The sequence below is a fragment of the Homoserinimonas aerilata genome (assembly GCF_006716125.1).
Classification (GTDB): domain Bacteria; phylum Actinomycetota; class Actinomycetes; order Actinomycetales; family Microbacteriaceae; genus Homoserinimonas; species Homoserinimonas aerilata.
The window spans coordinates 12,819-35,830 of the sequence record NZ_VFOM01000004.1; the positions used below are offsets into that span (position 1 = coordinate 12,819).

The 23,012-nt window shown below is 63.7% G+C and carries 16 protein-coding genes; 5 read left to right on the forward strand and 11 right to left on the reverse strand.

What is annotated here, in order from left to right; translation table 11 throughout:
* Positions 1–30 precede the first annotated feature (30 nt).
* The 9 genes from FB562_RS12365 to rpoB form a co-directional block, all read right to left on the reverse strand.
* Positions 31–1,611: a ricin-type beta-trefoil lectin domain protein gene (locus FB562_RS12365; RefSeq protein WP_185740573.1), complete on the reverse strand. Its 1,581-nt coding sequence runs from the start codon at positions 1,609–1,611 to the stop codon at positions 31–33.
* Entirely contained in the window at positions 1,608–2,270 is a 663-nt protein-coding gene (locus FB562_RS12370; RefSeq protein ID WP_141881615.1) for a PulJ/GspJ family protein, read from the reverse strand. The genes FB562_RS12365 and FB562_RS12370 overlap by 4 nt, the downstream gene beginning before the upstream one ends.
* Positions 2,263–2,931, reverse strand: coding sequence for a type IV pilus modification PilV family protein (locus tag FB562_RS12375; protein ID WP_141881616.1), 669 nt, complete (start codon positions 2,929–2,931; stop codon positions 2,263–2,265). The genes FB562_RS12370 and FB562_RS12375 overlap by 8 nt, the downstream gene beginning before the upstream one ends.
* 68 nt (positions 2,932–2,999) lie before the next feature.
* Positions 3,000–3,440 carry a type IV pilin protein gene (locus FB562_RS13895; RefSeq protein ID WP_141881617.1) on the reverse strand — a complete coding sequence of 147 codons (441 nt, stop codon included), beginning with the start codon at positions 3,438–3,440 and terminating at the stop codon, positions 3,000–3,002.
* Positions 3,441–3,733: 293 nt separating this feature from the next.
* Entirely contained in the window at positions 3,734–4,969 is a 1,236-nt protein-coding gene (locus tag FB562_RS12385; protein ID WP_141881618.1) for a type II secretion system F family protein, read from the reverse strand.
* Positions 4,969–7,092: a type IV pilus twitching motility protein PilT gene (locus tag FB562_RS13900; RefSeq protein ID WP_281284329.1), complete on the reverse strand. Its 2,124-nt coding sequence runs from the start codon at positions 7,090–7,092 to the stop codon at positions 4,969–4,971. The genes FB562_RS12385 and FB562_RS13900 overlap by 1 nt, the downstream gene beginning before the upstream one ends.
* Positions 7,093–7,205: 113 nt before the next feature.
* Positions 7,206–8,873, reverse strand: coding sequence for a GspE/PulE family protein (locus FB562_RS12395; RefSeq protein ID WP_141881619.1), 1,668 nt, complete (start codon positions 8,871–8,873; stop codon positions 7,206–7,208).
* A 345-nt stretch (positions 8,874–9,218) separates the two neighbouring features.
* Positions 9,219–13,100, reverse strand: coding sequence for a DNA-directed RNA polymerase subunit beta' (locus FB562_RS12400; protein WP_141881620.1), 3,882 nt, complete (start codon positions 13,098–13,100; stop codon positions 9,219–9,221).
* A gap of 45 nt (positions 13,101–13,145) precedes the next feature.
* A complete protein-coding gene (rpoB, locus tag FB562_RS12405) occupies positions 13,146–16,658 on the reverse strand; it encodes a DNA-directed RNA polymerase subunit beta (protein ID WP_141881621.1) in 3,513 nt (1,170 codons plus the stop codon).
* A 378-nt stretch (positions 16,659–17,036) separates the two neighbouring features.
* On the opposite strand from rpoB, the gene FB562_RS12410 reads away from it, so the two are divergent.
* The 4 genes from FB562_RS12410 (at position 17,037) to FB562_RS12425 (ending at position 20,666) form a co-directional block, all read left to right on the forward strand.
* A complete protein-coding gene (locus FB562_RS12410; protein ID WP_141881623.1) occupies positions 17,037–17,897 on the forward strand; it encodes a spermidine synthase in 861 nt (286 codons plus the stop codon).
* A 341-nt stretch (positions 17,898–18,238) separates the two neighbouring features.
* Positions 18,239–19,378, forward strand: a complete 1,140-nt coding sequence (locus FB562_RS12415) for a PQQ-dependent sugar dehydrogenase (protein WP_141881624.1) — start codon at positions 18,239–18,241, stop codon at positions 19,376–19,378.
* A gap of 29 nt (positions 19,379–19,407) precedes the next feature.
* Positions 19,408–19,917, forward strand: coding sequence for a hypothetical protein (locus tag FB562_RS12420; protein ID WP_246081490.1), 510 nt, complete (start codon positions 19,408–19,410; stop codon positions 19,915–19,917).
* Between the two features lie 296 nt (positions 19,918–20,213).
* On the forward strand, positions 20,214–20,666 hold the full coding sequence (locus tag FB562_RS12425) for a SprT-like domain-containing protein (RefSeq protein WP_141881625.1): 453 nt from the start codon (positions 20,214–20,216) through the stop codon (positions 20,664–20,666).
* Between the two features lie 129 nt (positions 20,667–20,795).
* On the opposite strand, the gene FB562_RS12430 is transcribed toward FB562_RS12425, so the two are convergent.
* Complete coding sequence (locus FB562_RS12430; RefSeq protein ID WP_246081491.1) at positions 20,796–21,317, reverse strand: 2-phosphosulfolactate phosphatase; 522 nt, start codon at positions 21,315–21,317, stop codon at positions 20,796–20,798.
* A gap of 92 nt (positions 21,318–21,409) precedes the next feature.
* Between FB562_RS12430 and FB562_RS12435 the strand changes: the two genes are divergently transcribed.
* Complete coding sequence (locus FB562_RS12435) at positions 21,410–22,420, forward strand: asparaginase (RefSeq protein WP_141881626.1); 1,011 nt, start codon at positions 21,410–21,412, stop codon at positions 22,418–22,420.
* On the opposite strand, the gene FB562_RS12440 is transcribed toward FB562_RS12435, so the two are convergent.
* Positions 22,417–22,833, reverse strand: coding sequence for an SRPBCC domain-containing protein (locus FB562_RS12440; protein ID WP_141881627.1), 417 nt, complete (start codon positions 22,831–22,833; stop codon positions 22,417–22,419). The two genes, FB562_RS12435 and FB562_RS12440, sit on opposite strands and share 4 nt — an antisense overlap.
* Positions 22,834–23,012 lie beyond the last annotated feature (179 nt).

The following is a 23,012-nucleotide window of genomic DNA, read 5'->3' on the forward strand; positions in this document are numbered from 1 at the left end:
CCGGCACCGTAGCAGTCAGCTCGTGGCGCGTCACTCGCCGAGTTCCTTGAAGCCGCCGAAGGTCGCGCTGTTGTAGCTCGCGGGGGCGTTCCACTTCTGCAGTTCGCTGGCGTTGCAGGTAGCGACGGTGATCTTGGCCCAGACGTTGTCATGTCGGTCACTGGGATCGGCACTCAGGCAGCGGCCGTCTCTGTCGATGAACAGGTAGCTGCCCGAATACTCGCCTGTGTCGTAGACCCGATCCCACTTCTGTGCTGCCGAGTTGCTGTTGCAGGTCTTGAACACGGGGTACTTGCCCGCACCCGAGGGCGTCTCCAGGCACCGCTTCTGGTTGTTGTCGTTGTTCACCTTGACGAAGATCTGCTGATCGAGACGGGAGGTCTGTCCCTCGTCCGGCTCCTGGTAGGACCATTTGTGGTTCCAGTTGATACCGGCGGTTCCACCTCGCGGGTCCTGCTTACACGGGTACGCGATCATGTATGTCGAGTTGATCTGTCCGCCCGTGACATCAAGGCAGCGGCCGAACTGCTCATAGTTGACGACCTGGTTCGTGTCATAGGAAGCTGCGCCCGCACCAGCAGCAGGGTCGGGGGCGAACGTCGTGCACCCCCCGCGCTTCACCTGCAGGTAGTAGTAGCTGCCGGCTTTCGAGTCGGCCCGCGACATACACCAATCACTCGTACCATCCGAGATCGGGTTCTTCTGGCCCACCCAGGTATGGGATCCTTCCCAGCTCCACAGCTGGTTGTAGCGGGTGGCGTCCGTGCGGCAGGTCTGGAGCTGCACATCCTGTGAGCTATTGCCACTGGTCGGCCCCGTGATGCACAGACCCGGCTGATCATCCGCCGTCGTGATCGCCAGCTTGATCTGCCAGTCGGTGTCGTAGATCCACTTCTGCAGGTCCTTGTCGTCGGTGCACGCCGAGCCCGACACGAAGCGCACCTTGTCGTTCACCTTGACGACTCCGCCGGCGCCGGACGGCACCGCCTCGATGCACGTCGTCTTGTTGAAGTCGTAGATGTGCCCGCCGGGGATGTTCTCGTTGGTGACCTTGAACTGGTAGACGGCTGCCACGGCGCGGTTGCCCGCGTCGTCGGAGAGGCCCGGGTCGGAAGTCGCCGACCCGCGGGAGACAACGTAGGAAAAGTTCGGCTGTTGACTGATGCCGAGACCGGGAACGCAGTTCAGCTTGTGGGTCTCGAGCCAGGTGTCGTTCTTGCCCGTCGGGTCGTCAAGGTAATAGCGGATCTGAACCTCGTACTGAACCGAGTCATCAGCACCATCGACGTCGCCCTGGATCGTGCAGGGAAGCTTGCCGATATCGCCGTAGACATCGCCGAGGGCGTCAACACTCGACGAGGAGCGCAGCGAGCCGAGCGCCGACTGAAGCCCGGCCTGTGCCGCGTAAACGGTCTTGGTGCCCTTCTGGGCGACATAAGCGGGGCCGATCTGGCCGAGGATGACGCTCAGAAGCACGAGCGAAAGGCCAGAAAGCATGATCATGAAGAGAATCGTGCTCATGAGGGCCATACCCTGCTCGCGTGGCCGAGCAGAGAGGCGGGCGTCGATCATCCGATGGATGGCGATGAATCCGCGGAAACGTCTGTTCACGATCTGCTCCCTGTTGCGCATGCCGGCGCGTCGCTTCGGCCATCACCGTTGGCATCCAAGTTGCCTGGTGAACCCGCGCTGCTGTTGCGCGCGACGAACGTCGTGGACATGGATGCCCCAGCGTCCATGTCGGCATTGCCGGCCTCAAGCGTGAGCACCAGTTGCTGCCGCGCCGAGCCACTCGTGCTTGCCGGAATCATTTTGAATGGGTAGTCGGCGGCGCCGGTGTCGATCGCCGTGGTGAGCTTGGTCGCCCAGGCCGTCGGGGTCGCGCCGGCGACATCCGGCCATGAGCGCGACTCGATACGGCCCTCGTCGGGGAGGAAGCGCCACTGCGTGCACGTCGTCACCTCAGAGGGCGCGCTCTCTGCCGGAGTTCGGAACTCGATATAAGTGGCGCCGCCCGCATCGCCGGGGAAGTTGATCGCGTCCGCGTAGCGAACCTGCCGGTCGAAATTCTGGAAGACGGTGAGCACACCACTGCTGGCTTCGGCGGTCAGCTGAGCGCGCGTGGTGCCCTGCGTCAGGCCGATGACTGCCGCCATGAACATGGCAATGAAGATGCTGAAGATACCCATGGCAACGACGAGCTCCATGAGAGAGAAGCCGGCCTGAGTGCGCCCGAGGCGAGCGCGAAATCGCTGAAGCGGCCTAGTCATGGGTCACCCAGTCGAGATCAGAGTTCAAATCGAGAAGGGTCGAGGCCTTGTACCAACAGTGGCCCGAATCGCAGTCGCCGGCAGTCCAAGTGACGACGACCGTCGCGCGGACCATCGAGGAATAGCCCCCGGGTGCCACCGACGGGGCCGTGGCCTGGCCTGCAAGCTTCTTGCAGTCACCACCAGAGACCGGCTGAAAACAGGTGCCGATGAAGGTCTGCGCAAGGAACTTCGTGCCATTGAAAGTCGAGATGCTTGAGAGCGGCAGCTCGGGCGCGGATGCACCCGTCGTGTCCCAGGTCGGGTAGGTCTGTTCGAGCCCGGAATTCGCGGGCGCTGCAGCCCACTGTGCGGCCACGGCGGCGGCAGTGCGGCCGGCGAAGAGCGTGCTGAGAGAAGTTGTCGCGATCTTCGCCGTTGGCGACCAACCACTCACGATCTCCATCGACTCATTGGCGACGGTGATGGCGAGCTCGCGATTCTTGTGCGTCGACGACGCATTCATGCTGGTCATGTAGAGGCTCAGCGAGAGAGTGGAGAGAAGACCGAGGATGACAACCGCGACGACAACCTCGATGAGGGTCATGCCCCGTTCGTCAGATGTACGACGTAGTGCGGTGCGGATCGAGTCCACAAGTCCCTCCCCCCAGAGTGAATGCATCGGCTGTTCAGTTGAGACTGCGGGGCATCGTCGGGTGACGATGCCCCGCAGTCGCAGGAGTCCTGAGACTAGTCAGTCCACTCCTGGATGCCACCCAATGCACTGTCGTACTCGAGCGTCTTCGTGCCGAGGTCGTCGCTGGTGCCAGAGATGACGTAGCTGTTGCCCGTGATCGTGATCGTGATCGCGTTGTTCGAGGACGCAGTGAACTTGACGTCATCCGGAGCAAGGGTCTCAAGGTCAGCGTCTGCAGCGGCGGGCAGAGCCGAAAGCGAGCCGTTGTTTGAGGTCGCGTACGTCTCGATCGCGAGGGCACCGTTCTTGAGGTCGGACTCGACCGAGGACTTCCATGCGCTCTCCCGCTGGTTCAGGAAGACCGGGATGGCGATCGCGGCAAGAATGCCGATGATGATGACAACGACGAGAAGTTCGATCAGGGTGAAGCCCTTCTCGTTCTCCTCGCGCTTGAGGCGGCTGGCGTCCAGCGCGCGGTTGATAGCAGTGATCATGATGAATCCTGTCTGTGAAGAAATGCGGACAGGCGGCCCCCCAAAAGTCAGACCCCCTGGGAAGAATCTTCCCGCAGACGACCATAGCGGCAAAAGACCCCCGACAGGGGCAATCCTCAACAACACGCCCCCAAAAGTAGTGCCCCCAAAACAGGGGGTGAGCTGGGGTTTTTGGGCGCGCTGGGGTGTGCGGGGGCTGGTCTCGAGACTGTCGCCGCAGACGGCGACACCTCGACCCGCGGAATGTACGGAGACCCTAGAGGGCGACACCTCGACCAGCGGGGTGGGGCGGGCTACTGGATCTGCTCGAAGATGCTGAAGACCGGCATGTAGAGCGCCACGATCATGCCACCGATGACCGCACCGATCACCGCGATCATGAGCGGCTCGATCAGCGCCGTCAGCGCCTCCGCCGTGCTCTGCACCTCTTCGTCATAGAAGTCGGCGATCTTCGCGAGCATCGTCTCCAGGGAGCCCGAATCCTCGCCGACCGCGATCATCTGCGTCACCATCGACGGGAACACCGGCTCCGTGGACAGCGGCGCCGCGATCGACTTGCCCGTACGCACCGAATCCTGCACCTTGCGCAGCGCATCCTCGATCACCCAGTTGCCGGCCGTCTCGCCAACAATGCTCAACGACTGCAGAATGGGCACACCCGCACCCATCATCGTCGAGAAGTTTCGGGTGAAGCGAGCGATCGCGACCTTCTTGAACAGGTCGCCGAACACCGGCATCTTCAGCTTCAACGGGTCGACGACCTTGCGCACCCGCTCGGTGTTCTTGTTGTTGCGCCACCAGATCGAGAACACGATGATCAGAACCACCATCAGCGGCACCGCCCACGCCATGTTCTTCGACATGACCACCAGCACCATCGTGGGTGCCGGCAGATCCCCGCCGAAGCCCGCGAACATACCCTCGAACACCGGAACGATGAAGATGAGCATGCCGATCACCGCGAGGAACGCGATGATCAGAACCGCCACCGGATAGGTCAGCGCCGACTTGATCGTCGCGCGCAGCTTCACATCCGACTCGAAGTTCTCGGCAATCGACTCGAGCGTCGACTCCAGGAATCCGCCCGTCTCACCCGCCCGCACCAAGCTGATCATCAGCGGAGGGAAATGCTTCGTGTGCTTGCCCATCGCCGCCGACAGCGAATAGCCGGCCTCGACATCCGTCTGCACCTTCGACAGGATGCCCGCCAGAGTCTTGTTCTCCGTCTGCTCCGACAGAATCGTCAGAGTGCGGATCAGGGACAGGCCCGACGAGGTCATCGTCGCCATCTGACGCGACATGATCGCCAGATCCTTCAGCCCGACACCCTTCTGCATGCCCGGGATGCTGATATCCATGTTCAGGCCCGTGCCACCCGAAGCCTCATCGATCGAGATCGGCGTCACGCCCATCACCCGAAGCTTCGCGCCCACAGCGCCCTCGCTGGCACCCTCCAGACGACCCTTGACGACCTTGCCCGCGCCGTCACGGCCCTTGTAGGAGAACTCCTTCACACCCGCGGTGGCCATCAGAACTGCCCCGAATACGCGTCAGCGAAGTTGACACCCTCGCTGGACATGTTCGCGCCCACCGCCGCCACCGACGTGTCAGCCCGCGTCACCAGACGCTTCAGAACCTCGAAGTCATGCGCCTTCTCGATCGCCGACTCGAACGAGATCTGGCCGCTGTTCACCAGATCAGCCAGATGCTGGTCGAGCGTGTGCATGCCCAGATCGCGACCCGCCTGCATGGCCGAATGCACCTGATACGTCTTACCCTCACGGATGAGGTTCGCCACAGCGTGCGTCGCCATCAACACCTCCGTCGCCACAACACGGCCACGGCCATTCGAGCGCTTCACCAGCGTCTGACAGACGACGCCCTGCAGGGTTGCCGCCAGCTGCGCACGCACCTGAGCCTGCTGGTGCGGCGGATACACGTCGATGATTCGGTCGATCGTCTGCGGAGCATCCTGAGTGTGAAGCGTCGCAAACACGAGATGGCCGGTCTCAGCCGCCGTCAACGCCACCGAGATCGTCTCCAGGTCACGAAGCTCACCGACCAGAATCACATCCGGGTCCTGACGCAGCACATGCTTGAGCGCCTGCGCGAAGCTGTGCGTGTCATGCCCCACCTCACGCTGGTTCACCAGCGACTTGTGGTTCGTGTGCAAGAACTCGATCGGGTCCTCAACCGTCATGATGTGGTCGGTGCGCGTGCGGTTCACCAGATCGATGAGCGCCGCCAGCGTCGTCGACTTGCCCGAACCCGTCGGACCCGTGATGAGAACGAGGCCACGCGGCAACTTCGCGAAACTCGCGATCGAATCAGGAACGCCCAACGCCGCCAGCGGCTTGATCTCCGTCGGAATCAGACGGAACGCCGCACCGATGTTGTGACGCTGCTGATAGAAGTTCACGCGGAAACGCGCATTCTCCGACAGCGTGTACGCGAAGTCGAACTCGAGCTCCTGCTCGAAGATCTCCTTCTGGCGCTCCGTCAGGATGCTGTACAGCGCCGCCTTGACCTTGTCGGCCGACCACGGCGCGGCACCATCGATGGGCTTCAGTGCACCATCGACACGGATCATCGGAGGAGCACCCGCCGAAACATGAAGGTCAGACCCACTCGTCATGAGCACCCTCTGCAGGGCCTCATCAAGCTCAGGATCGGCGTTGAGATCCGCATCACGCTGCGAACCGAAAATACCGGGGGCGGATGCTGCGGGCTGATCGTGCATCGCGGGTACCTCCGGCGACAGGGACGAAACCGGCGGGACCGCCGGCACAGGGCCCGGCAGCTCGGACACAGGGACCGGGCCGGGAGAAGAGTCGAGAGGGACGTCAGCAGCAGGGGCCTGTGCGGCTGCGGGTGCCACCGGCTGCTGGGCTGCCGGTACTGCAGGAGCCGCGGACGGAACCGGGGCCGGCTGCGGCGGAGCTGCTGCCGCGGGAACGGGGGCAGGAGTCGGGGCGGCAGGCTGCACGGGTGCGGGCTGCGGCGCCTGCTGTGTTGGCTGAGTCTGCTGCGGCGCCTGCTGCACAGGGGCAGGCGCGGCCTGAACCGGAACAGGCTGCTGCTGAACCGGGGCGGCAGGCGCCTGAGCATGCTGCGACTGGGCGGCAGGAACAGGCTGGGCGACCGGAACCTGCTGCACGGGCTGAGCGGCCTGCACGGGCTTCTGAACCGGAGCCGCCTGCGTCGGCGCCGGAAGGCTCTGCAGGTACTCCGTCGACGGGGCGGGAGGCTTCGACTCCGCCTGCGTCGCCGACTCAGTGACCGAAACCTGCACCGGAAGCTGAGCCGGAGCATCCGGAGTCATCGACGACGACGCCGAAGCCGCACGATCCGACAAAGGCGGAGGCGTCGACGGGAACGACCCCACCGGCGGAGCCGACGGGAACGAGACAGCAGGAGGCGCCGACGCGAACGAACCCGCAGGAGCCTGCGACGGGAACGTCTCCGCAACAGAAGGCGCAGGCGCAGGCTCGTCGAACTTCGGCTTCAACGACACCGGCTCAGAAACCGCCTGATAGCTGGAAGGGAGATACCCGGGCGGCTCATAGAGCGGATCCGTGTTCTCCTTCGCCGCACGACGACCGGACGGGGCAGAATCCCCCTGCTCCGTGACGTCGTAAACCGGCTCATTCATGCGATATCCCCTCATTCACTGCATGACAGCTGCGCTGCCCTGAAACTTCCCCCGACGCCCGACACCCCCGTGCCCAGCGTCAACACCGCTCAGTCATTACACCACTGACGCGGCTAGACCACCACCCGAAGGATCTCCTCAACCGAGGTGTACCCCATCAGGGCCTTCGTCCAGCCATCCTGTCGCAGCGTCGCCATACCCTGCGACACCGCAACCTTCGTGATCTCGATCGTCGACGCACGAGCCACCGCCAGGCGCTCGATCTCCTCGCTCACCATCATCACCTCATGCAGGGCGATACGGCCACGGTAACCCGTGTTCGAGCAGTGCGTGCAGCCCACCGGGCGGTACAGCAGCGGCGACGGCTTGCTCGGATCAAGATAGAAGCCCATGTTCGCAAGGCCCTCGATCGTGCTCTGGTACTGCTCCCTGCACCGCTCGCACAGACGACGCGCAAGACGCTGAGCAACAACACTGTCGAGCGCCGAACCCACCAAGAACGGCTCAATGTCCATCTCGATCAGACGAGTGATCGCCGCAGGCGCGCTGTTCGTGTGAAGCGTCGACAACACGAGGTGACCAGTCAGCGACGCCTCAATGGCGATCTGCGCCGTCTCCTGGTCACGGATCTCACCAATGAGAACAACATCCGGGTCAGAACGCAGGATGCTGCGCAGCGCCGCCGCAAACGTCAGGCCCGCCTTCACATTCACCTGCACCTGGTTGATGCCCGCCATGCGGAACTCCACCGGGTCCTCAACCGTGATCACATTGACCTCGGGCTTCGCCACAGCATTCAGCGTCGTGTACAACGTCGTCGACTTACCCGAACCCGTCGGCCCCGTCACCAGGATCATGCCATTCGGCTTCGTGAACGAACGACGGTAATTGTCGAGATTGTTGTCGAGCATGTTCAGATCGCTCAACGTCAGCGTCGTGCTCGAATTGTCGAGAATACGCATGACGACCTTCTCGCCCCACACCGTGGGAAGAGTCGCAACACGCAGATCGATCTGGCGGCCACCGTGATTGACCGACAGGCGACCATCCTGAGGCTTGCGGCGCTCAGCGATATCGATGTCACTCATGATCTTCAGACGCGAGATGACGCCATTCTGGATCGCCTTCGGCGCCCGCTGCATCTCATGCAGCACACCGTCGATACGGTACCGAACACCCATGTCATGCTGGCCCGGCTCGATGTGAATATCAGAAGCCTTGTCCTGGATGCCCTGGCTGATCAGCAGGTTCACGAAGCGAACGATAGGCGCATCGTCCTCGCTCGCCTCCTGCTCGGAGATCGCCAGCTCCTGACCGCTGCTCTCCTCCTCGAGAACAGTCGTCAGCGAGCTGATCTCATTGTCGGCGCGGTGATAGCGGTCAATCGCGGCCAGAAGATCCTTACGCTCCGCAACAACCAGATTCACCTGCATGCGCACCGCAGCGCGCACATCATCGATCGCGAACACATTGCCCGGGTCGACCACAGCCAAAGTGATCGTGTTGCCGATGTTCGCAATCGGCAGAACCTCGTGACGGCGACAGATCGCAGCCTGAACAAGCGACACCGCCATCCGGTCAACCGGGTACTCAGTCAACTCCACAAACGGGAGACCATGCTGGGCGGCGCGAGCAGAAGCATAATCGGTGGGCGTGATCACGCCATCGTTGACAAGCTGGCGCACCATCTCGTCATCGCCCTTCCAGCCATCGACAACATTGTCGAGCGCCTCAATGGGCATCACACCACGGATGATCAGAATCTCAGTAAGAGAAGACAAAATAAGGCCCCCTGCCTTGTACCGCCCCCGGTAACGCCCAGCACTGTCGGGTCGGGAAGTTCAGTGCCGAACTCAAGCCAAATTACCTTAGGAAACGCCACATTGCCATACTCGCTTCACACGAACATCATCGGTGACACGCCGAAAGGGGGAAATGGGGTTGCTCGGCGGCAGGTCTCGAGACTGTCGCCGTAGACGGCGACACCTCGACCAGCGGGCGCACGGGAGTGATTCGGGCAGCCGGCGACACCTCGACCAGCGGCAATGCGGGCGTCTCGACCAGGGGGTTATGCAACGGCAAACGGCCCGCCACCGTGAGGTGACGGGCCGTTTGATGAACGCCTACTAGTTGTAGGTGCCGGGCTGGAAGTCGTCAGAGCTGAAGCTGTCGAAATCGACGAAGCTCAGATCAGACTCGTTGAAGGACGCGTCATCAGCGAAGATGCGGTTCGGGTAACGCTCCGCCTTCGCCTCCTCCGTGGCCTCAACCGACACATTGCGGTAGCGGGGAAGACCCGTACCGGCCGGGATCAGCTTTCCGATGATCACGTTCTCCTTCAGGCCGAGCAGCGGGTCGGACTTGCCGTCCATGGCGGCCTGCGTGAGAACACGCGTGGTCTCCTGGAACGACGCAGCCGACAGCCACGACTCCGTCGCAAGCGACGCCTTCGTGATACCCATGACCTCCTGGCGGGCGGAAGCAGTCTTGCGACCCTCCGTCAGCGCAGCACGGTTCAGCTCGTTGTACCGCGAACGGTCAACCAGCTCACCGGGGAGCAGATCCGTGTCGCCGTGGTCGACCACGGTGACCTTGCGCAGCATCTGGCGAACGATGACCTCGATGTGCTTGTCGTGGATCGGAACACCCTGCGAGCGGTACACGCCCTGGACGCCGTCGACGAGGTGCTGCTGCACCGCGCGGACGCCGCGCACACGCAGCACCTCCTTCGGGTCGATCGCACCAACGTGCAACTGCTGACCGAGCTCGACATGCTGCCCGTCCTCGATGAGGAGAGTCGCACGCTTGAGCACCGGGTACGCGATCGGCTCGTCGCCGCTGTCGGGGGTCAGGATCAGCTTGCGGCTGCGGTCCGTGTCCTCGATCGTGATCTTTCCGGCCGCCTCGGCGATCGGGCTCGCACCCTTGGGGGTACGCGCCTCGAACAGCTCGGTGACGCGGGGAAGGCCCTGCGTGATGTCATCCGCGGATGCCACACCACCGGTGTGGAAGGTACGCATCGTCAGCTGCGTGCCGGGCTCACCGATCGACTGGGCCGCGATGATACCGACGGCCTCACCGATGTCGACGAGCAGGCCGGTGGCCAGCGAACGGCCGTAGCAGACCGCACACACACCAGCGGCGGACTCGCAGGTCAGAACCGAACGGACCTTCGCATGCGTGATGCCCGCATCGATCAGGTCCTGGATGAGAACGTCACCGACATCATCCCCGGCCTTCGCAACAACCTTGCCCTTGGCGTCGACCGCATCCTCAGCGAGGCTGCGAGCGTACAGCGAGTTCTCGACGTTCGCGTCGCGCACCAGAACGCCGTTGGCGTCAGGCGTCGCGACGAGCAGCTCGAGGCCACGGGTCGTGCCACAGTCGTCCTCGCGGATGATGACATCCTGCGAGACGTCCACGAGACGACGCGTGAGGTAGCCCGAGTCGGCCGTACGAAGCGCCGTGTCAGCCAGACCCTTACGGGCACCGTGGGTGGCGATGAAGTACTCCGCCACCGACAGGCCCTCACGGTAGCTCGAGATGATCGGACGCGGGATGATCTCACCCTTCGGGTTCGACACCAGACCACGCATACCGGCGATCTGACGAACCTGCATCCAGTTACCACGAGCACCAGAGGTGACCATGCGGTTGATGTTGTTGTCGGACGGCATGTTCTCCTGCATGGCCGTCGCAACCTCAGCGGTCGCCTTGTTCCAGATCTCGATGAGCTCCTGGCGGCGCTCCGAGTCGGTCGTCAGACCCTTCTCGAACTGGCTCTGAACCTTCGAGGCCTGCTTCTCGTAGCCCGCGATGATCGCACCCTTGGTGGGCGGCGTCAGGATGTCTGACAGCGCCACCGTCACACCGCTTCGGGTCGCCCAGTAGAAACCGGCGTCCTTGATGCGGTCCAGCGTCGCCGCGACCTCAACCTTGGGGTAACGCTCCGCCAGATCGTTGACGATCGACGAAAGCTGACCCTTGTCGGCAACAGCCTCCACCCAGGGGTAGTCAGCCGGAAGCGCCTCATTGAACAGCGCGCGACCCAGCGTGGTCTCATGCAGGAACGTCTCGCCCTGCACGAAGCCCTCAGGCGCCTTGCCCTCAGCAAAGTGCAGACCCGTCAGACGGATGCGCACCTTCGAGTTCAGGTGAAGCGACTTCTGGTCGAACGCGAGGATCGCCTCGGCGACCGACGAGAACGCACGGCCCTCACCCTCGCCACCCTCACGCACAGTGGTGAGGTGGTGCAGACCGATGATCATGTCCTGCGTGGGCAGGGTGACCGGGCGACCGTCAGACGGCTTCAGGATGTTGTTCGACGCGAGCATCAGGATGCGCGCCTCAGCCTGGGCCTCAACCGACAGCGGCAGGTGAACAGCCATCTGGTCACCATCGAAGTCGGCGTTGAACGCGGCACACACCAGCGGGTGAAGCTGGATGGCCTTACCCTCGACGAGCTGAGGCTCGAACGCCTGGATGCCCAGACGGTGAAGGGTGGGCGCGCGGTTCAGCAGCACGGGGCGCTCGCGGATGATCTCCTCGAGCACATCCCACACCTGCGGACGCGAACGCTCGACCATACGCTTCGCGCTCTTGATGTTCTGAGCGTGGCTCAGATCGATCAGGCGCTTGATGACGAACGGCTTGAACAGCTCCAGCGCCATCTGCTTGGGCAGACCACACTGGTGCAGCTTCAGCTGCGGGCCGACGATGATGACCGAACGGCCCGAGTAGTCGACGCGCTTGCCGAGCAGGTTCTGGCGGAAACGACCCTGCTTTCCCTTGAGCATGTCGCTCAGGGACTTCAGGGCGCGGTTGCCGGTACCCGTCACCGGGCGACCACGGCGACCGTTGTCGAACAGAGCGTCGACGGCCTCCTGCAGCATCCGCTTCTCGTTGTTGACGATGATCTCGGGAGCACCGAGGTCAAGCAGACGACGAAGACGGTTGTTGCGGTTGATCACGCGGCGGTACAGGTCGTTCAGGTCAGAGGTCGCGAAGCGGCCACCATCGAGCTGCACCATCGGGCGCAGCTCCGGCGGGATCACCGGGACGACCTCGAGCACCATCGCAGCCGGCGAGTTGCCGGTCTGCAGGAACGAGTTGACAACCTTCAGGCGCTTGATGGCGCGGATCTTCTTCTGACCCTTGCCGTTCGCGATCTGGTCGTGCAGGTTCTCGCTCTCCGTCTGGAGGTCGAAGCTCTGCAGACGCTTCTGGATGGCCTCGGCGCCCATGAACGCCTCGAAGTACATGCCGAAACGGTCCTGCAGCTCGTGGAAGACCGAATCCTCCGGCTTCAGGTCGCCGACCTTCAGCGTGCGGAAATCCTCCCACACGCGCTCCAGCTGGCTGATCTGCTCGTCGAAGGACTTACGAGCCTGCGACATCTCCTTCTCGGCGCCATCCTTCGTGCGACGCTTCACATCAGCCTTGGCACCCTCTTCTTCAAGAGCGGCCAGGTCGGCCTCAAGCTTCGCCAGGCGGTCAGCGATCTTCGAATCGCGCTGCTTCTCAAGCTCGGCGATCTCCAGACGGATCTCGTTCTCGAGACCGGGCATGTCATCGTGACGGCCCTGCTCATCAACCGAGATCACCATGTAAGCGGCGAAGTAGATGACCTTCTCAAGGTCCTTCGGCGCCATGTCGAGCAGGTAGCCGAGGCGGCTCGGAACACCCTTGAAGTACCAGATGTGAGTGACCGGGGCGGCGAGCTCGATGTGGCCCATGCGCTCACGGCGCACCGACGACTTCGTGACCTCAACGCCACAGCGCTCACACACGATGCCCTTGAAGCGCACGCGCTTGTACTTGCCACACGAGCACTCCCAGTCGCGGCTGGGTCCGAAGATCTGCTCACCGAAAAGGCCATCCTTCTCGGGCTTGAGCGTGCGGTAGTTGATCGTCTCCGGCTTCTTCACCTCACCGTGCGACCAGCGACGGATGTCGTCAGCAGTCGCGAGGCCGATACGAAGCTCATCGAACGTGGTAACGTCGAGCAATTTTTCTCCTAATGCCTAAATCTTGTGCGAGTCGAGAGCTACGGATCAGATCTCGTCGATCGACGACGAGTTCTCGAACCGGGTGGAGATGTTGATGCCCAGCTCCTCCGCAGCGCGGAAGACCTCGTCATCAGTGTCCTTGAGGCTCACAGCAGTGCCATCGGCCGAGAGAACCTCGACGTTAAGGCAGAGCGACTGCATCTCCTTGATGAGCACCTTGAAGGACTCAGGGATGCCGGGCTCCTGGATGTTCTCGCCCTTGACGATCGCCTCGTACACCTTCACGCGGCCGAGGATGTCATCCGACTTGATCGTGAGCAGCTCCTGGAGCGCGTAAGCCGCACCGTAGGCCTCGAGGGCCCACACCTCCATCTCGCCGAAACGCTGTCCGCCGAACTGAGCCTTACCACCGAGCGGCTGCTGGGTGATCATCGAGTACGGGCCCGTCGAGCGCGCGTGGATCTTGTCGTCCACCAGGTGGTGGAGCTTCAGGATGTACATGTAGCCGACCGAGACAGGCTCAGGGAACGGCTCGCCGGAGCGGCCGTCGAACAGGCGCGCCTTGCCGGAGCCACCGATGAGGCGGTCACCGTCACGCGTCGGAAGCGTCGACTCGAGGAGACCCTCGATCTCCGTCTCCGCCGCACCGTCGAACACCGGGGTCGCAACCTTCGTGCCGGGCTCGGCGCTGAACGCCTCAGCCGGCAGGGCCTTCGCCCACGCCGGGGTGCCCTCGATCTTCCAACCCTGCTGCGCGATCCAACCGAGGTGGATCTCCAGGATCTGACCGAAGTTCATCCGGCCGGGCACGCCCAGCGGGTTCAGGATGATGTCGACCGGCGTGCCATCCTCAAGGAACGGCATGTCCTCGACAGGCAGGATCTTCGAGATGACACCCTTGTTGCCGTGGCGGCCAGCAAGCTTGTCACCCTCGGTGATCTTGCGCTTCTGGGCGATGTAGACGACAACACGCTGGTTGACGCCCGAGCCGAGCTCGTCGTCACCATCCTGCGCGTCGAACACCTTGACCGCGATGATCGTTCCCTCTTCACCGTGAGGCACCTTGAGGCTCGTGTCACGAACCTCGCGGCTCTTCTCGTTGAAGATGGCGCGCAGCAGGCGCTCCTCGGCACTCAGCTCGGTCTCACCCTTCGGCGTGACCTTGCCGACGAGGATGTCGCCGGGGCGAACCTCGGCACCGATGCGGATGATGCCACGCTCATCGAGATCGGCCATGAGCTCAGGGCTCACATTGGGGAGGTCACGGGTGATCTCCTCCTTGCCGAGCTTCGTGTCGCGGGCGTCGACCTCATACTCCTCGATGTGGATCGACGAAAGCGTGTCGTCCTTGACCAGGTTCTGGCTCAGGATGATCGCGTCCTCGAAGTTGTGACCCTCCCACGACATGAACGCCACAAGGAGGTTCTTGCCGAGCGCGAGCTCACCGTTCTCCGTGGCGGGGCCATCCGCAATGACCTCGCCGACCTCAACGCGGTCACCCGCGCTGACGATGACACGGTGGTTGTAGCTGGTGCCCTGGTTGGAGCGGTCGAACTTGCGCAGGTAGTAATCCTGCGTGCCACCCTCATCGAGCTGCACGGTGACGACATCGGCCGAAACCTCGGCGACGACACCCGCCTTGTCAGCGGTGAGCACGTCACCGGCGTCGATGGCCGCGAAGCCCTCCATACCGGTACCAACGACAGGGCTCTCACTGCGGAGCAGCGGAACAGCCTGACGCTGCATGTTGGCGCCCATGAGCGCGCGGTTCGCATCGTCATGCTCAAGGAAGGGGATGAGCGACGTCGCAACCGACACCATCTGGCGCGGCGAGACATCCATGTACCCGATCTCCTCGACCGGAACCAGGTCGACCTCGCCATCCTTCTTACGAGCGAGGACGCGGGGGTCAGCGAAGTGGCTGTCAGCCGTCAGCGGCGCGTTGGCCTGCGCGACGACATACTCGTCTTCCTCACTCGCGGTGAGGTAGTCGATCGTCTCCGTGACCTTGCCCTTGACGACACGACGGTACGGCGTCTCGATGAAACCGAAGGAGTTGATGCGCGCGAACGACGCGAGCGAACCGATCAGACCGATGTTCGGGCCTTCCGGGGTCTCGATCGGGCACATGCGGCCGTAATGCGACGGGTGAACGTCACGAACCTCGACACCGGCACGCTCACGGCTCAGACCACCCGGGCCAAGCGCCGACAGGCGGCGCTTGTGGGTGAGGCCCGCAAGCGGGTTGTTCTGGTCCATGAACTGGCTGAGCTGAGAAGTACCGAAGAACTCCTTGATCGCGGCCACAACGGGGCGCACATTGATCAGGGTCTGCGGGGTGATCGCCTCGATGTCCTGAGTGGTCATCCGCTCGCGGACAACACGCTCCATACGGCTGAGACCGGTGCGAACCTGGTTCTGGATAAGCTCACCGACAGCGCGGATACGACGGTTGCCGAAGTGGTCGATGTCATCCACATCAAGGCGGATGTCGACCTTCTTGCCATCACGGACGCCCGCGATGGTCTTCTGCTCGTCATGCAGCGCAACCAGGTACTTGATGGTCGCGATGATGTCTTCTTTGGTCAGAACCGAAGAGGACAACGGAGCGTCGATACCGAGCTTGCGGTTGATCTTGTAACGACCGACCTTCGCCAGGTCGTAACGCTTCGAGTTGAAGTAGAAATTGTCGAGCAGCGCACGCGCAGCCTCGGCGGCAACCTGCTCGCCCGGACGCAGCTTGCGGTAGATGTCCTTGAGCGCCTCCTCCTTGGTGAGGATGTTGTCCTTCTCAAGGGTGGCCTCGATCGACGCGAAGCCCTTGAACTCAGCAAGGATCTCCTCGCTCGTCATACCGAGGGCCTTCATGAAGACCGTGACCGACTGCTTGCGCTTGCGGTCGATACGAACGCCGACCTGATCGCGCTTGTCGATCTCGAACTCAAGCCAAGCACCGCGGCTCGGGATGATGCGGGCCGAGTAGATGTCCTTGTCAGACGTCTTCTCCTGCGCGCTGTCGAAGTACACGCCCGGGCTGCGAACCAGCTGCGACACGACGACACGCTCAGTGCCGTTGATGACGAAGGTCCCCTTCGGGGTCATCAGCGGGAAGTCACCCATGAAGACCGTCTGGGTCTTGATCTCACCCGTGAGGTGATTCATGAACTCCGCCTCGACATAGAGAGGAGCGGAGTAGGTCTTGCCCTTCTCCTTGCACTCATCGATCGAGTACTTCTTCTCCTCCAGGAACGGGTTCGTGAAAGAGAGCTGCATCGTCTCGCCGAGGTCCTCGATGGGAGAGATCTCCTCGAAGATCTCCTCAAGGCCGGTCAGCGAAGGGAGATCCTGACGACCCTCAGCCTTCGCGGCGGCGGCCCGCTCCTTCCAGACGTCGTTGCCGACGAGCCAGTCGAAACTCTCCGTCTGAAGAGCCAACAGATCAGGGACAGTCAGATTGTCCGAGATCTTGGCGAAAGAAAGCCGAGAATGGTTACGACCGTTCTTCGGATTTCCCTTCTTTGATGAGTTGGTGTTGGATGCGTTGCGCGCAGCAGCCAAGGAAATAACCTCCGGTGACCTTCTCGGTCAATACAGTCGGGCGTTGCCAATTAACGATCTAGATGGATGCGAAGCACTCGCCAGAACCTACATTTGGGTGATCGGGACCGAAGTCCGGATTCGCACAGGCCGACCGCAATATGAAGGCAGAGCAATTCTGGGAGCGCAAAGGTCAACTATAGTTCGCGCACCACGCCGTGTCCAGTCGAAATCTTGACCTCTTTTGGAAATTCGGCTATAAGCGCGGGGGCGGGGTATACCGGGGCGGTCTCGAGACTGTCACCGCAGACGGCGACACCTCGACCAGCGGGGTGTTGCAGTCACCGAAAACGGCGACACCTCGACCAGCGGCACCGCTGGGCATGGGATGATTCGGGTATGGCCGCACCCGAGCATCCGACGACCGTCCTGCAGCTCAGCGGATACCGCGCCGAGATCATCGAAGAACGATGGATGCCCGGCAGCGTCACCCTCGTCGTCGACGGCACGCCACAGTCCAACGTGAACCTCAACGACCCCTCACAGCTGTTCTTCGAATACGTGCAACGCATCGGCCACATCATCGACCAGCTGCCCGACGGCCCCATCACCGCAGTGCACCTCGGCGCCGGCGCGCTCACCCTCCCCCGCTACGTCGAAGCGACCAGACCCGGCTCCCGCCAACAGGTCGTCGAACTCGAAAGCGACCTCGTCGACTTCGTGCGCGACAACATCCCGTGGCCGAAGAGCGCATCCATCAGAGTGCGGCACGGCGACGCGCGCGCCGTGCTCGAGAAACTGCCCCACGGCCTGCACGGCACCGTAGACCTGCTCATCGTCGACGTGTTCGGCGGAAGTCGCATCCCCGCCCACGTCACCAGCGTCGAGTTCTACCGCAACGCCGTGCAACTGCTCGCACCCGGCGGCGTCATCGCCGTGAACATCGCCGACGGGCCCGGACTCGCCTTCGCCCGCGGCCAGGCATCCACCCTGCTCGCCGCAACCGGCGACGTCGCCGCCCTCGCCGAAGCGCAGATCCTCAAAGGGCGCCGCTTCGGCAACGTCGTACTCGTCGGCTCACAGCAGCCGCTCCCCCTCGAATGGATGCCGCGCCTGCTGGCCGGCGGACCGCATCCGGCCAAGGTCGTCACCGGGCGCGAACTCCGCGACTGGATCGCCGGCGCGCCCATCGCCACCGACGCCACCGCCATCGCGTCGCCGCCACCCTCGAAGAATGTGTTCCGCGTCGGACGCGACTGACGCATCCGGCCAGCGTGTGTTGCCCGCCGCCCGGCCCCTCGCCCGGCGAGCGTGGTGCGCGAGGGGTCGGAAAGTGCCCTATCTGCCCGTCTTTCAGGGCACATATCGACCCCTCACCGAACCTTTGAGTCACAGGCCTTTGAGTCACAGGCTCGGGGCGAGAGGGCAGAGAATGCCCCACCCATCCTCGGGAAGGGCACGAATTGACCTATCGCGGGAGGCATCCGGCGACAAGACTGATGGGGCAAGATCGGCGGGGAGCGCACGCGCGACCGAGAGAGAGACGGAAACCCCGAGCTCCCGCCATTGCCCGAGCCCACCGCGAAGGCAAAGATGAGAGCATGACGATGCGCAGAACCTGGCCGGCGAGCGCCGCAATCATCGCCGGGCTGCTTCTGAGCGGATGCACGGGGTCCGCCGAAACGCCGGCCACCACAACGACACCGACGACACTCCCGCCCTCCCCCAGCGCAACACCCATCGAACAGGTGCAGCCCGCAGGAACCCCGACCGTGCCGGCAAGCGGACTGCGAGCGCCATGGTCAGTCGTGCGACTGCCCGACGGGTCCGCGCTGATCAGCGAACGCGACACCGCCATCATCAAAGAACTGACCGACAGCGGCGAACTGCGCGACGCCGGAACCATCGCCGGGGTCACCCCCGGCGGCGAAGGCGGCCTGCTCGGCATCGAAATGCGCGACGCCGAAGACGGGCTGTGGCTGTACGCCTACTTCACCGCAGCATCCGACAACCGCATCGTACGGATGCAGATCGAAGGCGAAACAGGCGCGCTTGAACTGGTCGGAGCATCCGTCGTCGTAAGCGGAATCGCGAAAGCCAGAAACCACAACGGCGGACGCATCAAATTCGGCCCCGACGGGATGCTCTACGCAACCGTCGGCGACGCCGGCAACCCGGCGCTCGCGCAGGACCCGACATCGCTGAACGGAAAAATCCTGCGGATGGCGCCCGACGGCAGCGTGCCCGACGACAACCCCACCCCCGGATCACTCGTCTACACGCTCGGCCACCGCAACCCTCAAGGCCTCGCATGGGACAGCACCGGGCAACTGTGGGCATCCGAATTCGGACAGAACACCTGGGACGAACTCAACATCATCAAAGCAGGCAACAACTACGGATGGCCCACCGTCGAAGGCGCAGGAGGGGTCGCCGGCTTCACCGACCCCGCGCACCAATGGTCAACCGCAGAAGCCAGCCCCAGCGGGCTCGCCATCATCAACGACACCCTCTTCATGGCGACACTGCGCGGCCAGACCCTCTGGGCGATCTATCCCACCGACGGGCGAGCCGACGCCGTCTCCTGGTACAGGACAGAATACGGGCGCCTCCGCGACGCCATCCCCGGACCCGACGGCAGCCTCTGGGTGCTCACCAACAACACCGACGGCCGCGGAAACCCCGCCCAGGATGACGACAAGCTGATGCAGATACGGCTCACCCCACTGACAGAGGGATAGCCTGAGACGGTAACGGATCGGGGCAGTACGTGAGCATCATCCTGGGCTATGACCCACAGACCCTTCGCGAGAAGGTCGACCTGAAAGCCGCCGGGGCACGCCTCGACGAACTCGGCGAACTGCGCAACGCAGACGCCGTCAACGAGAAAGTGACGCTGCTGCGCCTCACCGGGCGACTCGACGAAGCCTGGGACATGGCCAACGCCGCCCTCCGCCAGGCGCGCTTCTCAGGCGACCGCGAAGAGCTCTGCCTCACACGCATCCGCCGCGCCCAAGTGCAGCACTACCTCGGCAAGCTCGACCAGTCGCTCATCGAGCTGACCTCCTGCGTCGAAGAAGCACGCGCCCACGACTGGTCGGCCACCGAAGCGCTCGCGCTGCTCAACAGGGGCAAAGTCAACTTCGACCTCGGCGAACTGCAGGCGGCGCTGCTCGACTTCCGCACCGCCGTCACCATCCGGGTGCGCATCGGCGCATCCGCCGACGACGTCGACAGCGCCATGATGGCCATCGCGATCGCCGAGTCGTTCCTCGGGTAGAAGGAGTCGGGCCGCGTGCACGGTGCTCGGCGCTCGGCGCTCGGCGCTCGGCGCTCGGCGCTCGGCGCAGGGTGCTCGACAGGAGAATCTTCGCGACACGCGGGTGACAGCATCCGCACCACGGCGCGGCGCGAAAGATCTCCTGTTGAGCGAGTGAGTGAGTGCGTGAGTGGCGGATGACGGGGCAGCAGACCACAGGCGCAGTCACGGTCGCAGGCACAGGCACAAGCACAGGCACAAGCACAAGCACCCACAGGATGTGCGGCACCGTCGGGCGGTCAGAATAAGGTCGAAGCATGGCTGAACTGGCACGAGTGCGCACCTGGGCGAACGCCCTCATCGCGCTGCACCTCGACCCCGCCTGGAGCTTCGACTTCGACCACGCCAAAACGCGCGCAGGCCTCTGCAACCACACGGAGAAACGCATCACCGTGTCGCGCCACCTCGCAAGCCGCTACGAAGACGACGAAATCCACCAGATCCTGCTGCACGAAGTCGCCCACGCCATCGCCGGGGCGAAGGCCGGACACGGGCCGCGCTGGAAGACCGTCGCCGCGGACCTCGGCTACGAAGGCAAACGACTCCACGACGGATCCATCGCGCACGAACTCGCACCATGGGTCGGCACCTGCCCATCAGGCCACACCCACTACCGCTACCGGCAGCCGACGCGAGCACTCTCGTGTGGAAAGTGCTCCAAACGCTTCGATGCACGCAACGCCATCGACTGGAAGAAACGGGCGGTTTAAGAGGGAAGGAGAGTTGTTGAGCGGGGCTGGTTTCGAGACTGTCTCGTTCCTCGGCACCTCAACCAGCAGGTTGGGACGTTTCTAGATACTCCTTCCTTTCCCCCCTCGACCAGGGGTGACCAGCGGGGATCAGCGGCGGAAGTCCTGGAGGAGGGGAACTGCGTCGACGGGGGCGAAATCGAGTTCGACGTCGCCGAGCGTCCGTGCCGAAACCGAAGCGCCGACGAGATGCCGGGTCGCCCTGCGCAGACCCACGAAGGCCGCGGATGCCGCAGCCGCCTCAGGCGAGCAGTGGTCGATCCCGGCAGCCGTGAGCGCATCGATGACGGCACCCGCGGCAAGCAGATCCTCCACAGCGAAACGCAGGGCGCCATCCGCGCCCGGCTCCCCCGCGGCGACGACCGCGATACGGAACCGGTCACCACGCTCAGCCTGCTTCACGATGACCCACTCAGCCACAGCAGCAGCGTTCTGGATGCTGCCGGCGACGACCGCAGCATCCGTCACCGGTGTGGCCTGCGACTCGCCCAGCTGGTCGACCCAGACGACAGCATCCGCACCCGCCTCAATCGCCGCGGCACCAGCATGGCCCCAATCGAATCGCACCTGATAGTAGGACTGGGCTGCGGGGTTGTCGTCGGGAGAGATCACGCAACCACCGTATCGCCGCGGCCGAGCGTCATGATGCAATTGAGTCACCGTTCCACGCGCTACACGCCACCTTCCCTTCCCTTGGAAAGCACATGACCCCACGTCGCCTGCTCGTCGGCACCACCGGCGGCACCTTCGGCATGGCCCGCACCGGCGCCTACCTCTCGGCACCGGGTGAGGGCGACGAGCAACTCGAGCAGGCCCTCGCAGCTGTCATGCTCGACGGGTGGGAGGCCGTCGTCGAGGCCGTGACCCCGGCATCCGACAGCGCGGACGCGACGCCCGACACCTGGTTTGCCATCGCCGACCGGCTGCACCGCGAAAGCCCCGGCATCGACGCCGTGGTGCTCATCCACGGCACTGACACCCTCGCCTACACCGCCGCCGCGCTCTCGGTGCTCTGGCCCCAGGCCGGAATCCCGCTCGTCATCACCGGCTCGCAGATTCCGCTCGGGATGCCGGACTCCGACGCCGACGCCAACCTGAGCCTCGCCGTCACCACCGCCACGGAGCTGGCCGTACGGGGTGAGAGCGGCATCTGGGTCAGCTTCGGCGGGCAGACCCTCCCCGCCTTCGGCGTGACCAAGATCGACGCACAATCACCCCAGGCATTCGCCTCGCCCGTCGCCGAGCGGCTCGGTGACAGCTGGGTGACACCGCCGCCCATCGAGCTGCTGCTGAACGATGCGCGCGCTCGCGCCGGAACACTCGACAGCACAGCGAGTTCCTCCGTCATCGTGGTCGCGGCATTCCCCGGCCTCGACGGCGGCCTGCTCGAACGCATCCTCGAGGTGCGACCGGATGCTCTCGTGCTCGAATGCTACGGGGCCGGTACCTTTCCCCTCAGCGACGAGCGCTCCCTGGCTGCGCTCTCGCGAGCGGGTTCAGCCGGAACGGCCATCGTCTGCACATCCCGCACCAGAAGCGGACGGATCATGCTCGGCGCCTACGAGAGCGGCCACCGACTGGCATCGATCGGTGCCGTCGGAGCTGGAGGTCTACCCACCGAAGCTGCGGTCGCGCTCCTTCACCTGCTCATCCGCTCAGGAACATCCGCCACCGAAATCAGCCGAATCGTCGGCGGCCAGACACGCGCCGACTAGAGCTGCTCGACCTGCTCGACGATGTCGGAGACCACGCCCTTCCAATGCCCGAGCATCATGAAACGCTCGTCACGATCGGCAAGCCCATCGTGGTTGAGAGAGATCGACGTTCCGCCCTCGACCTCCTTCACACCGACCGTGAGCGTCGAATTGTGCGGCCAATCAGCCGGACGCCACGTGAGCTTGACGCGCGAATTCTCCGCATAGCGATGGATGATTCCCCGCACGCCATCCGCCGTCTCATACTCCGCATTCTGCTCGCGAGGCAGCTCAGTCTCGCCGAGCCACAACGGAAGCCCCTCGCCGACCAGAAACTGCCAGACCTGCGGCAGCGGCACCGTGGCCGTCTGACGCACCCCGACATCGAAGGAATCGCCGCGATTGCGCCCGGTCTTGTAGTTGTTCGAAGCCATGCGCCAAGGCTAAGCGACCGCGAGCGCCCACAAACACCCACCGGCTGATAGGCTTGCAGGACATGTGAATCCACCGATGGATTCCCTGCGTCGTTGAACGCTTACTCTTCTCGCCCTGTCACACAGGGCTCGCAGATACTTTCTCCGGCGAACGGATGTGGCCACTGCCACCTTCGCCC

Bases quoted from the DNA above. Each gene is read 5' to 3' on its own strand.
- FB562_RS12385 (WP_141881618.1), bottom strand. From the start codon at position 4,969: ATGGCCACCGCGGGTGTGAAGGAGTTCTCCTACAAGGGCCGTGACGGC.
- FB562_RS12370 (WP_141881615.1), bottom strand. From the start codon at position 2,270: ATGACTAGGCCGCTTCAGCGATTTCGCGCTCGCCTCGGGCGCACTCAG.
- FB562_RS12375 (WP_141881616.1), bottom strand. From the start codon at position 2,931: ATGCATTCACTCTGGGGGGAGGGACTTGTGGACTCGATCCGCACCGCA.
- FB562_RS12410 (WP_141881623.1), top strand. From the start codon at position 17,037: ATGGCCGCACCCGAGCATCCGACGACCGTCCTGCAGCTCAGCGGATAC.
- FB562_RS12415 (WP_141881624.1), top strand. From the start codon at position 18,239: ATGACGATGCGCAGAACCTGGCCGGCGAGCGCCGCAATCATCGCCGGG.
- FB562_RS13895 (WP_141881617.1), bottom strand. From the start codon at position 3,440: ATGATCACTGCTATCAACCGCGCGCTGGACGCCAGCCGCCTCAAGCGC.
- FB562_RS12440 (WP_141881627.1), bottom strand. From the start codon at position 22,833: ATGGCTTCGAACAACTACAAGACCGGGCGCAATCGCGGCGATTCCTTC.
- FB562_RS12425 (WP_141881625.1), top strand. From the start codon at position 20,214: ATGGCTGAACTGGCACGAGTGCGCACCTGGGCGAACGCCCTCATCGCG.
- FB562_RS13900 (WP_281284329.1), bottom strand. From the start codon at position 7,092: ATGAATGAGCCGGTTTACGACGTCACGGAGCAGGGGGATTCTGCCCCG.
- FB562_RS12435 (WP_141881626.1), top strand. From the start codon at position 21,410: ATGACCCCACGTCGCCTGCTCGTCGGCACCACCGGCGGCACCTTCGGC.